Annotated in this window: 11 protein-coding genes; 4 read left to right on the top strand and 7 right to left on the bottom strand. The window is 76.1% G+C overall.

Features of this window, described 5'->3' with window-relative positions; all coding sequences use genetic code 11:
• Window positions 1–166 precede the first annotated feature (166 nt).
• A complete protein-coding gene (locus ACFRQN_RS37180; protein ID WP_049659071.1) occupies window positions 167–1,093 on the bottom strand; it encodes an LLM class F420-dependent oxidoreductase in 927 nt (308 codons plus the stop codon).
• A gap of 164 nt (window positions 1,094–1,257) precedes the next feature.
• On the opposite strand from ACFRQN_RS37180, the gene ACFRQN_RS37175 reads away from it, so the two are divergent.
• Window positions 1,258–1,611 (top strand): DUF6401 family natural product biosynthesis protein, encoded by a 354-nt coding sequence (locus tag ACFRQN_RS37175; protein ID WP_049659067.1) that lies wholly within the window; start codon window positions 1,258–1,260, stop codon window positions 1,609–1,611.
• A 38-nt stretch (window positions 1,612–1,649) separates the two neighbouring features.
• Here ACFRQN_RS37175 and ACFRQN_RS37170 read toward each other — a convergent pair whose 3' ends face one another.
• The gene (locus ACFRQN_RS37170) at window positions 1,650–2,456 is read right to left on the bottom strand and encodes a TM helix repeat-containing protein (RefSeq protein WP_049659068.1); all 807 of its coding nucleotides are present in this window, start codon (window positions 2,454–2,456) and stop codon (window positions 1,650–1,652) included.
• A gap of 201 nt (window positions 2,457–2,657) precedes the next feature.
• Here ACFRQN_RS37170 and ACFRQN_RS37165 point away from each other — a divergent pair, with 201 nt between their 5' ends.
• Window positions 2,658–3,422: an alpha/beta hydrolase gene (locus tag ACFRQN_RS37165; protein ID WP_198959500.1), complete on the top strand. Its 765-nt coding sequence runs from the start codon at window positions 2,658–2,660 to the stop codon at window positions 3,420–3,422.
• A gap of 28 nt (window positions 3,423–3,450) precedes the next feature.
• Here ACFRQN_RS37165 and ACFRQN_RS37160 read toward each other — a convergent pair whose 3' ends face one another.
• Window positions 3,451–5,826 (bottom strand): FtsX-like permease family protein, encoded by a 2,376-nt coding sequence (locus tag ACFRQN_RS37160; protein WP_380744977.1) that lies wholly within the window; start codon window positions 5,824–5,826, stop codon window positions 3,451–3,453.
• Window positions 5,826–6,623, bottom strand: a complete 798-nt coding sequence (locus ACFRQN_RS37155) for an ABC transporter ATP-binding protein (RefSeq protein ID WP_380744975.1) — start codon at window positions 6,621–6,623, stop codon at window positions 5,826–5,828. The genes ACFRQN_RS37160 and ACFRQN_RS37155 overlap by 1 nt, the downstream gene beginning before the upstream one ends.
• 109 nt (window positions 6,624–6,732) lie before the next feature.
• Here ACFRQN_RS37155 and ACFRQN_RS37150 point away from each other — a divergent pair, with 109 nt between their 5' ends.
• The gene (locus tag ACFRQN_RS37150; RefSeq protein ID WP_380744973.1) at window positions 6,733–7,953 is read left to right on the top strand and encodes a sensor domain-containing protein; all 1,221 of its coding nucleotides are present in this window, start codon (window positions 6,733–6,735) and stop codon (window positions 7,951–7,953) included.
• Window positions 7,938–8,585 carry a response regulator transcription factor gene (locus ACFRQN_RS37145; RefSeq protein ID WP_049659228.1) on the top strand — a complete coding sequence of 216 codons (648 nt, stop codon included), beginning with the start codon at window positions 7,938–7,940 and terminating at the stop codon, window positions 8,583–8,585. Before ACFRQN_RS37150 ends, ACFRQN_RS37145 begins: the two co-directional genes overlap by 16 nt.
• 23 nt (window positions 8,586–8,608) lie before the next feature.
• Here ACFRQN_RS37145 and ACFRQN_RS37140 read toward each other — a convergent pair whose 3' ends face one another.
• Genes ACFRQN_RS37140 through ACFRQN_RS37130 form a run of 3 tightly spaced genes read right to left on the bottom strand, consistent with a single transcriptional unit; the run spans window position 8,609 to window position 10,658 of the window.
• Window positions 8,609–9,085: a hypothetical protein gene (locus ACFRQN_RS37140; RefSeq protein ID WP_380744970.1), complete on the bottom strand. Its 477-nt coding sequence runs from the start codon at window positions 9,083–9,085 to the stop codon at window positions 8,609–8,611.
• Window positions 9,082–9,882, bottom strand: a complete 801-nt coding sequence (locus tag ACFRQN_RS37135) for a class I SAM-dependent methyltransferase (protein ID WP_380744968.1) — start codon at window positions 9,880–9,882, stop codon at window positions 9,082–9,084. Before ACFRQN_RS37135 ends, ACFRQN_RS37140 begins: the two co-directional genes overlap by 4 nt.
• Window positions 9,879–10,658 (bottom strand): DUF2071 domain-containing protein, encoded by a 780-nt coding sequence (locus ACFRQN_RS37130; protein WP_220450150.1) that lies wholly within the window; start codon window positions 10,656–10,658, stop codon window positions 9,879–9,881. Before ACFRQN_RS37130 ends, ACFRQN_RS37135 begins: the two co-directional genes overlap by 4 nt.
• Window positions 10,659–10,881: the final 223 nt, after the last annotated feature.

The raw sequence follows: 10,881 nt of genomic DNA, 5'->3' as shown, positions 1-10,881 counted from the left end.
CCGCCGTCCGCACCGTTCGCGTCCCACTCACCCGGTCTCCCCCCGCCGTTCCCCTTCGAGGAGCATCGCTCATTCCCAAGAACGAGTAAAGGGCGGAGGTCGGAGCGGGTACGGACGACCGCGGCCGGGCCCGGAGCGTGGCGGCGCCGAGGCCCGGCGGCGGGTGTCAGCCCAGCTGCGGGGCGATCCGGGAGGCGATCAGCTCCAGGTGGTCGAGGTCGTCCAGGTCGAGGATCTGGAGGTAGAACCGCTCGCTGCCGACCGCCGCGTACCGGCCGATCTTCTCGACCACCTCGTCCGGGGTGCCGGCCAGGCCGTTCTCCTTCAGCTCGTCGACCTCGCGGCCGATCGCGGCGGCCCGACGGGCGACCTCGGCGTCGTCGCGGCCGACGCAGGCCACCATGGCGTTGGAGTAGACCAGGTCGTCGGCGGAGCGCCCGGCCGCCTCGACGGCGGCGCGGACCCGGCCGAACTGGGCGGCGGTGTCGTCCACCGAGGCGAACGGCAGGTTGAACTCGTCGGCGAAGCGGGCGGCCAGGGCCGGGGTGCGCTTGGGGCCGAGGCCGCCGACCAGCACCGGGACGTGCTCCTGGGCGGGCTTGGGCAGGGCCGGCGAGTCGGTCAGCGTGTAGTACTCGCCGGCGAAGTCGAAGGTGTCGCCGAGCTTGGTGTTCCACAGCCCGGTGATGATCGCCAGCTGCTCCTCCAGCCGCCCGAACTTCTCCTTCGGGAAGGGGATGCCGTACGCGGTGTGCTCGGCCTCGTACCAGCCGGCGCCGAGGCCGAACTCGACCCGGCCGCCGCTCATCGCGTCGACCTGGGCGACCTGGATCGCGGTGACGCCCGGCAGCCGGAAGGTGGCGGCGGTCATCAGGGTGCCCAGGCGGATGGTGCTGGTGTCGCGGGCGAGGCCGGCCAGGGTGATCCAGGCGTCGGTGGGCCCGGGCAGGCCGTCGACGTCGCCCATCTTCAGGTAGTGGTCGGAGCGGAAGAAGGCGCTGAAGGCCCCGAGCTCCTCGGCGGTGCGGGCGACCTTGAGGAGGGTGTCGTAACTCGCACCCTGCTGGGGTTCGGTGAAGACGCGGAGATCCATGCCGGCCATTCTGGTACGGACCGACCGGTGATCGGCACAGCGCGTCCGCCGCGCCACGGACCGTTTCCGATCCGGCCGGGTGGGGCGGCAGGGGTGGCCAAGGTCTCAGTACGGAACCGTCACGGGCGCCCGTTCCCGCTCGGAGGGTCGCCTACCGTGGACGGATGTTCGCGACCCCCGACGAGTCCTTCCGGCGCTCCCCCGACGAGCCGGCCGGCTGTCCGCTGCCCGGCATCGTGACGGCCTTCACGCCCCGGCTGGCCGAGTTCGCCTTCGAGCCCGGTTTCGTCGCGGCGGTCGACCAGCACGCGGCGATGCTGCGGGAGCTGCTGTACGCGCAGGGGCCGGAGCTCGCGCCCCGGCCCCTGGACCGTGAGGAGTTGTCGGACTACGCGCTGGGTTTCCTGGACGCGCTCGCCGAGATCGGCTGGCGGGAGCCGGTCGGCCACGACTACGCCGTGATCCGGCTCACCGCGATCTGCTGGCTGGTCCGCGAGCAGGGCCTGCTGGGGGTCTGAGCCCCGGCAGGCCCTCCCGGACCGCCCGGTGCGGCGGGCTACCGGTTCTGGTCGCCCTCGATGCCCGGCGCGGGCGGGGTGCCCGGACCGGTCTGGGTGGTCGGCCGGACCGGCTGGTTGGACAGCGCGTCGGAGCGGCCGGCCTGGTAGGCGGTGCCGCGCAGCCGGGCGGTCTCCCGCTCGGCGCCGTCCAGCCACCGCTCCCAGCGCTGGCGCATCGGGATGATCAGGCCGCCGCCGACACCGACCACCAGCACACCGGCGATGGTGGCGAGCGCGGCGATCAGGACCGGCCCGGTGATCGAGGTGGCGATCCCGGCCTGGCCCAGCGCGGCGATCACGCCGAGGCCGACGATGAACGCCCAGACCAGGGTGGAGACCGTCCGGCCGTACGAGGCGCCGGAGAGCGTGCTGCCCACGATGTCGCGCACCGCGTTGGCGATGGCCATCGCGACCACCACGATCACCACGGCGACGATGCCGCGCGGCAGCCAGGCGACGATGCTGTGGATCATCGTGCTGATCGGGTTCGAGCCGAAGACGCCGAACGCCAGCTGCAGGGCCATCAGCAGGACGATGTAGTACACGACCTTGCAGATGATGCCGGTCATGTCGTACTTGGAACCCTGCAGGTGGGCGGCCACTCCGGACCGCTCCGCGACCCGTTCCGAGCCGACCCTGCGCAGCACCCGGTCGAGGATCTTGGCGATCGCCTTGGCCACGAACCAGCCGACGACCAGGATCGCCAGGAAGGCGATGAACTGCGGAATGACCTTGGCGATCTTCGACCAGGCCTCGGTGAAGCCCGACCCGAAATCGACGGACAGTGCGAGCTGCTGAGCCACGGAGTCCTCCACTCGGTGACACGGCGCCACGAGCGGGCGCTTCGGCCCCCCACCCTTCGTGGATAGCAGGCGCCCGCCCCGGCCGCGCGCGCCCGGTGCCCGGGATGGTCCCCTCGGGTGAATGCTCCGGCCGTCCGCACGCGTACAGTGGCGGTCCGGGGGGACGGGCCACGGGGCGGGACGGACGGGACGGTGCGGCAAGTGGGCGGTACGGCGGCGGAGCACGCGGTGGACCACCGGGCGCTGCACTGGCGGGTCCGACCGGAAGCGGCCCGGGCCGCCGTCCTGGTCCTGCACGGCGGCGAGGAGCACAACGTCGCCCGGCCCGGGCGCCTCAACCTCCCGCTGCTGCGGATGCACGGCTTCCTGCGCGCGCTCACCAGGGCGACCGCGCGGGACGGGGTCGCCATCGGCACCGTCCGCTACCGCCACCGCGGCTGGAACGGCGAACGGGCCGACGCCGCACGGGACGCGACCGCCGCGCTCGACGAACTCACCGCGCTGCTCGGGCCGGTGCCGACCGTCCTGGTCGGCCACTCGATGGGCGGGCGCGCCGCCCTCCAGGCCGGCGGACACCCCTCCGTCACCGGCCTGGTCGCCCTCGCACCGTGGTGCCCGCCCGAGGACCCGTGCGACCAACTCGCCGGGCGGGACGTCCTCCTGCTGCACGGCGACCGCGACACCGTCACCCCGCCCGCCGAAACCCGCGCCTTCGCCGCCCGCAGCCGCGCCGCGGGCGCCCGGGTCTGCGGCTACACCGTCACCGGCAGCGGCCACGCCATGCTCCAGCGCCTCCCCGACTGGCACCGCGCCACCACCCGCCTCACCACCGCCCTCCTCGGCCTCCACCCCTTCCCCGCCGAAACCGCCTCCGCCCTCGCCCTCCCACCCGCCTCCCGCGAAGCCCTCACCCTCACCCTCCCGCCCCAGCCCCGCCGCGCCCCGGCCCTCCCGGCCAACCCCTGAGGCGCCGGGGCCCCGCGGGGCCGGTTGCTCAGGCCCGGCGCAGCACCCGCCAGGTCACCAGGCCGGCGGTCGTGCCCGACAGCAGCAGGCAGGCGAGGACCACGGAGGCCAGCGCCGCCGGGTCGAGGTGGAGCGTGACCGGGGCTCCGGTGCTCTGGGCGAGGCCGGAGGCGAGACCGGCCAGCGGCGGGAGGGTGGCCAGCAGTCCCAGCAGGGTGCCGATCGCGGTCACCACGGCCGCCTCGCCCGCGGCCAGCAGGACCAGTTGGCGGACGGTGCCGCCGGTCGAGCGCAGCACGGCGAGGTCGCGGCGCCGGCCGTGGGCGGACAGGGCGGTGCTGTTCGCGGTGGCGATCGCGCTGTAGCCGACGGCCACGGCGATCAGCATGGCGGCCAGGCTGTCGGTCAGCCGGGCGTCGGTGTCGTAGTCGTCCAGGGCGTAGCGGACGGCGTCGTGGACGGCCGTGCCCGGGACGACCGCCACCGGATCCGCCTCCGCCGGGACGAACAGGTCGTCGCCCAGCGCGGCCGGGTCGTGGCCGCGGACCAGGCTCCGGGCGAGGACGAAGTCGCCGCGGGCCGGGTCGTCCGGCAGGATCCCGGCGATGCGCAGCGGGACGGTCGCCCCGTCGGCGAAGCGGACCGGGTACCGCTGCCCGGCCGTCACGCCCAGCCAACGCGCCATGGACGTTCCCAGCACCGCCTCGCCGGGCCGGCTCCAGGCCGGGTCGCGGGAGCCGAGGGCGTCGATCACGACGGTCGTCCCGTCGGCGCGGTGGACGAAGGCGCGGGTCGGCAGGGCGGCCTTGCCGACCGGGTGGGCGTCGGCCGCCTCGTCGGTGAGGCCCGGGGTGCCGTCGTTGGTGACGATCGCCTGGCCGGAGAGCCGCAGCGCCTGGCCGGCCGGGTAGGCCGCCCGCATCGTCTCCACCGCGCCGCTGAGCAGCACGGCGAAGCCGACCGCCGCGATCACCGGTGCCGCCGCCGCGGCGGCGCGGGACGTGCCCGCCGTCAGCCCGGCCCGCAGCAGCAGCGGGCCGGCCGTACCGAGCCGTCGCAGTGGTGCGGTCACCACCCGGCCCACCGGGCCGACCAGGACCGGGGCGAGCAGGGCGGCCGCCGCGATCAGCAGCATGGTGGCGGTGATCGCCAGGCTGATCCGGCGGTCCGCGGCGGCGGTCGCGGTGAGCGCCGCGCAACCGGTGCCGAGGCCGAGCACCGCCAGTCCGCCGATCAGCCGGGTGCGGCCCAACTGCCCTTCCCCCGTGCGGCTTTCATGCAGTGCCTGCAGTGGCGCCACCCGGGCGGCGGGGCGGCTCGCCGCCCAGGCGCCGAGCACGCTGACGCCGATGCCGGTCGCGGCGGCGGTGAGCAGCGGCCAGGCCGTCACCCGCACGGTGAGCCCCGGCGGGGCGACGTCCAGGCGCAGCAGGGCGTCCCGCAGCAGCGGGGCGGCCGCGAGCCCGGCGAGGCAGCCCGCCGCCGAGCCGAGCAGGCCGACCAGCGCGGCCTCGCCGAGCACCATCCGGCGCAGTTGGCCCGGGGTGGCGCCGAGGACGCGCAGCAGGCCGAGTTCGCGCCGCCGCAGGCCGGTGGCGAGGACGAGCATCGAGGCGACCACGAAGCCGGTGGTGAACAGGCCGAGGGTGGCCAGCGCGGCGATCACCTGGGTGCCGAGGAAGCGCCGGTGCTCGACGTGGCGGGGCTGGAGCGCGGCGCGGCCGTCGCCGGTGACCACGGCCGCCCGGTCGCCGACGGCCGTACGGGCGGCCGCGGCCAGGCGGGCGGGCGGGGTGCCGGGGGCGGGGAGCAGGGCGATCGTCCGGACGCCCGGGTCGCGCTGCGCGGCGGCGGCGTCGCTGAGGTAGTACCCGGGGCCGTCCACCGTGCCGACGACGGTGAACTCGGTACGCCCGGCGGTGAGGTTGACGGTCAGCCGGGCGCCGGCCGGGACGCCGAGGGACCGGTCGACCACCACCTCGTCGGCGGCCTCCGGCCCCCGGCCGCTGAGCAGCCGGTAGGGGGCCAGCCGCGCCGAGGACCAGCCGTGGCCCGCCTCGGCCGCGCCCTCGTCGGGGACCGGCCTGCCGTCCCGGACCGCCTGGGCGTAGAAGGCGCGGTCCACCACGACGGCCGCCACGCCGGGCGCCGCGCGCAGCCGGTCGGTCAGGGCCCCCGCCTCGGCGGCGTTCCACGGGACGCGGTCCTCGGCACTGCCGCCGCGGCCGGTGGCCTGCGGCGGGAGCACCAGGGCGGTGGCGGCGGAGAGGCGGGGCTGGACGGCGGGCCGGGCGGACTCGTGGACGGTCAGCGTGGCGGTGATCAGCCCGACGCCGACCAGCACGGCGAGCCAGCACGCGAGGTGGCTCGACCAGCGCTCACGGACGTTGGCGACGATCAGCATCACGCCTCCAGCCGGGCCATGCGGGCCGCGACGGCGGCGGCGGCGCGGGCGTGGTCGCCGTCGAGGTCCAGCCGGTCGGCGATCCGGCCGTCCTGGAGGAAGACCACGGTGTCGGCGACGGCGGCGGCTGCCGGGTCGTGGGTGACCATGACCGTGGTCTGCGCCTGCTCGTCCACCAACCGCCGCAGCAGGCGCAGGACTTCGCCGGAGGTCCGGGTGTCCAGGGCGCCGGTGGGCTCGTCGGCGAAGAGCACGTCGGGGCGGGTGACCAGGGCGCGGGCCAGGGCGACGCGCTGCTGCTGGCCTCCGGAGAGCCGGCTCGGCCGGTGCCCGGCGCGCTCGGCCAGCCCGACGGCGCGCAGCGCGGCGGCCACCTCCTCGCGGCCGACGGTCCCGCCCTTCCGGCGGCCCGCGAAGCGCGAGGGCAGTTCGACGTTCTGGGCGGCGGTCAGCGACTCGACCAGGTTGTACGCCTGGAACACGAAGCCGATCCGCCCGCGCCGCAGTTCGGTGCGGCGGCGCTCGCTCTGGGCGCCGAGGTCGAGGCCGGCCAGCAGCACCCGGCCGCCGGTGGGCCGGTCCAGTCCGGCGGCGCACTGGAGCAGCGTGGACTTCCCGGAGCCGGAGGGCCCCATGATCGCGGTCAGGGTGCCGCGCGGAAAGCCGAGCGTGACCCGGTCGAGCGCGGTCACCGCCCCTTCGCCGCTGCCGTGCACCTTGCGGACGTCGTGCAGCTCCACCACGCCGTGCGGTTCGGCGGCGCCCCGCTCCGCCCTGGGTTCCCGATGGTTCGTCATGCCGAGGATTCCAGCGGACCCGCGGACCGGGGGCACTGATCCGGGCACCACCGGGAAGGTAGTGCCTGCACTACCCCGCCCGACGGACCACCCCACTATCGTTCTTCGCATGCGTCCGAGAACGGCATGGCAGGCGATGGCCCAACGGCCGTTGAGCTTCCTCGGCTCCGCGTGGCCGTGGCGTTCGCTGGCGTACCTGGCCAGCGGGGTGCTGGTGGGGGCCGCGGCGCTGGTGGTGCTGGCCGCCGGCCTGGTGGCGGGGGCGGTGCTGCTGGTGGTGCTGGTCGGGGTGGCGCCGCTGGTCGGGGTGGTGCTGTCGGCGGTGGCGGTCGCGGCCGTCGAGCGGTGGCGGCTGCGGCTGGTGGACCTGGACCCGGCGGAGGACCCGCACCGGGCGCCGGACGCCCCGGGGCCGCGCGCCTGGGCGGCCACCCGGCTGACCGAACCGGTGACCTGGCGCGAACTGGGCTTCACCCTGCTCTCGGCCGCCGCGCTGTGGTGGCTGGACCTGCTGGTGCTGCTCTTCTCCTTCGGGGTGCCGGCGCTCTGCTTCTCGTCGCTCGACGGCGCCACCTGGCCGTGGTCGGTCTTCGGGGCCCTCGTGCTGCTCGCCTCGCCGTACACGGTGACCTCCTGGGCGGGCGCCCGCGCGGCCCTCGCCCGCACCCTGCTCGCCCCGCGCGACGCGGAGTTGGGCGCGCGGCTGCGGGAGGTGAAGGCCTCCCGGGCGCGACTGGTGGACGCCTTCGACGCCGAGCGGCAGCGGATCGAGCGGGACCTGCACGACGGCGCGCAGCAGCAGCTGGTCTCGCTGGGGATGACCCTCGGGCTGATGCACCTGGACGTCCCGCCGGGCTCGCCACTCGGCCCGCAGCTGGCCCGGGCGCAGGAGCAACTCGGCACCGCTCACGAGGAGTTGCGCCGGATCGTACGCGGCCTCAACCCTCCGGTGCTGGCCGACCACGGGCTGGCCGCCGCCGTCCGGGAGCAGGCCGGACGGTTCCCGATCCCGGTCACCGTCGACCTGGACCTGCCCGTCCGGCTGCCCCGGCAGCTGGAGACCGGCGTCTACTACCTGATCAGCGAGGCGATGACCAACATCGCCCGCCACAGCGGCGCCGGCCGCGCCCGGGTCTCCGGCCGCTACCACGCGGACCTGCTCGTCCTGGAGATCGCCGACGACGGCCGCGGCGGCGCGGACCCGGCGCTCGGCAGCGGGCTGACCGGGCTCGCCGACCGCCTCACCGCCGTCGACGGCCGGATGCGGGTGTCCAGCCCGGACGGCGGCCCGACCCTGCTCCACGTGGAGATACCGTGCCGCTTCGGGTGATCGTCGCCGAGGACGCCGTCCTGCTCCGCGAGGGACTGGTCGGCCTGCTGCACCGCTTCGGGCACCACGTCCTCGCCGCCGTCGGCGACGCGGACGCCCTGGCCGCCGCCGTGCGCACGCAGCGGCCCGACCTCGTGGTCACGGACGTCCGGATGCCCCCGGACCACCGCGACGACGGCCTGCGAGCCGCCGTCCGGCTGCGCCGGGAGCACCCCGGGCTGCCGGTGGTGGTGCTCAGCCAGTACGTCGAACAGTCCTACGCGACACGGCTGTTGGACTCGGACGGCGGACGGGCCGTCGGCTACCTCCTGAAGGAGCGGGTGGGCGCGGTGGCCGACTTCATGGCCGGCCTGGAACGGGTGGCCGGCGGCGGGACGGTGGTGGACCGGGAGGTGGTCCAGCAGCTGGTCCGGCTGCGGCACGACCCGCTGGAGCGCCTCAGCGCCCGCGAGCGCGAGGTGCTGGCGCTGATGGCCCAGGGCCGCTCCAACGCCACGCTCGCGGCTGAACTCTTCATCAGCGACGCGGCGGTGAACAAGCACATCGGCAACATCTTCGCCAAGCTGGACCTGCCGGTGGACGTGGACGGCCACCGGCGGGTCCTGGCGGTGCTGCGCTACCTGGGGGCGTGAGGGCCGCAGAAGCGGGTCGGTTCCTAGACCGTGTGCCAGAGGGCGGCCGCGAAGACCGCCGTCACCCAGGTCCACAGGACGGAGAGGCCGAGGTGCGCGACCGTGCGCAGGCGGTCGCCGCGCCACAGGCGGGGCGAGAAGTAGGCGAACTCGAAGAGCCAGCGCAGGCCCCAGAAGAGGGTCTGGCCGGCCAGCAGGGCGGTGCCGAGCCGGCCGCCGGCGAGCAGGTCGGGGGCCAGGCAGAGCGGGAGCAGGCCGAGCAGGGCGCAGGCGAGGCCGATGAAGAAGAGGTGGGCGTAGGAGACCTGGCGGGTCAGCAGGGTGGTGCCGGCGAGGTCGGCGGGCCAGCCGATGGCGCGGGGCAGGACGGCGTGGACCAGGCCGGCGGTCACGAGGGCGGCGCCGACCAGGCGCAACTGGGCTTCGAGGGTGAGGAGTCCGGGCGTACCGGTCAGTTCGGCCAGTACGGTCAGTCCGGTCGGCCCGGTCGGCCCGGTCACGAGGCGGGCTTCCGGAGGGCGAAGGCGGTGACCAGCCCGGCGATCCGGCGTTCGGCGGCCGGGTGCAGGCCCGCCTCGGCGGCGTGCCGGAGCCAGGTGGCCCGGGGCAGGAAGTGCCAGGCGCCGGGGCCGTAGACGGCGGTGTTGGCGGCGTCCCGCAGGTGCTCGACCAGCAGCAGGGTGCCGCCGGGGCGCAGGGTGCGGGCGGCTTCGGCGAACAGGGCGGTGCGGTCGGCGGGCCGGCGCAGTTCGTGGGCGGCGAAGACGGCGAACACGGTGTCCAGGGTGCCCGTCGCGGCGGGCAGGGCGTCCGGCCGGGCCGGGATGCCGCCGGGGACGGGCGGGGCGTGGCGGCGGGCGCGGCGGATCGAGCCGCTGGAGGTCAGCGCCGGGTCGTACAGGTCGGCGAGCCGTCCGCGGGCCCCGGGGTGGCGGGCGGCGAGCGGGCGGCCGGCCTCGTCCAGGCCGGTGCTGATCACCAGGTGGTCGCCGGGGCCGTCGGGCAGCAGGGCGGGCAGCCAGTCGTAGCTGTGGAGCCCGGAGCGGTCGTAGACGCACCAGGTGGCGAGGGTGCCGAGGGCGAGGTACCCGGCGGCGGTGGCGGCGGCCGCCCGGGCGAGCGCGGCGGCGGGGCCGGGCAGCCGGCGGGCCAGCACCCCGCCGGCGACGACGGTGAACGCGCCGGCGGCGTACATCGGCCAGTTGTAGCGGACGACCTCGCGCACACCCGACGGGCGGGGGCCGTCCGGGACGGGACCGGGGGCGGGAGCGGGGACGGAGGCGGCGGGTGCGGTCATCGGGCGGCTCCGGTGAGGGTGCGGCGCTCCCCGGCGTGCCAGCCGTAGTCGAGGCCGGCGACGTGGAAGGCGTTGGCGAGCACCGGCCGGCTGCCGGCCAGCGGGCCGTGGTCGAAGAAGGTGAGCCGGGGCACCTCGACGGCCACCGGGGCGGGTTCCCAGTGGGCGCGGGTGGCCTTGACCACGATCATCGACCGGGTCTGCGGCTCGTACTCGAAGGTGTAGGGCAGCGGGCCGGCGAAGCGGCGCGCGGCGCGGGCGTCCGCGAACGGGCTGCCCGGCGGGAGGGCGGCGGGGGCGCTGCCGAGGTCGGCGCGCACGTGCAGGTCGGCGCGGCCGTCGCCGCTGACCACCTTGAACTCCAGGGTCCCGTCGACCACCCGGGTGCCGATCCGGGCGTGCCGGTAGTGGTAGCGGGAGAAGGCGTTGCCGCCGAGCGCCATCATCCGGCTGTCCGTGTCGGAGCGCAGGATGCGCAGGCCGCGCATGGTGCGGCCGCCGGGGGTCGGGAAGCGGGTGAAGACCCGGTAGCCGGTCAGGATGAAGTCCCGGCCGAGGCGGGCGGGCAGGGCGGCCGGGCGCAGTGCCCGGGCGTCCACGACGGCGGCGGCGACGAAGCCGTGCTCGGTGCCGTCGGGGTCGGTATAGGTGTCGAGGGCGAGGCCGGGCGGCACCAGCGGGGCGAGCAGGCGGGGCGGCAGGGCGTAGGTGAGGACGAGCGAGTGCGCGAAGCGGGTGCGCATCGCGAAGGGGTGGCGTTGCAGCAGGTGTCGCACGGTCGACTCCGTGGTCGGGTAGGGGGGTTCGGAGCGTGACGGGGCAGCACGGGACCGCCCTTCGCCGCGGGCCGCGGCGGGGTGTTCTCGCGCGTCCTCATCATGGCGCACGACTTTGAACGTGTTCAACTCGGGGGTTGGAGGGATGGGCGGGGTACGCGAACGCCCGGGGCCCGCGCTGCGCGAGCGCGGGCCCCGGGCGTGGCGGAGGCGGGGTCAGGGT

It is taken from the genome of Kitasatospora sp. NPDC056800, assembly GCF_042789775.1.
Classification (GTDB): domain Bacteria; phylum Actinomycetota; class Actinomycetes; order Streptomycetales; family Streptomycetaceae; genus Kitasatospora.
Note: the sequence above shows the minus strand (reverse complement) of the source record. Positions and strands in the feature narration are given on the sequence as shown.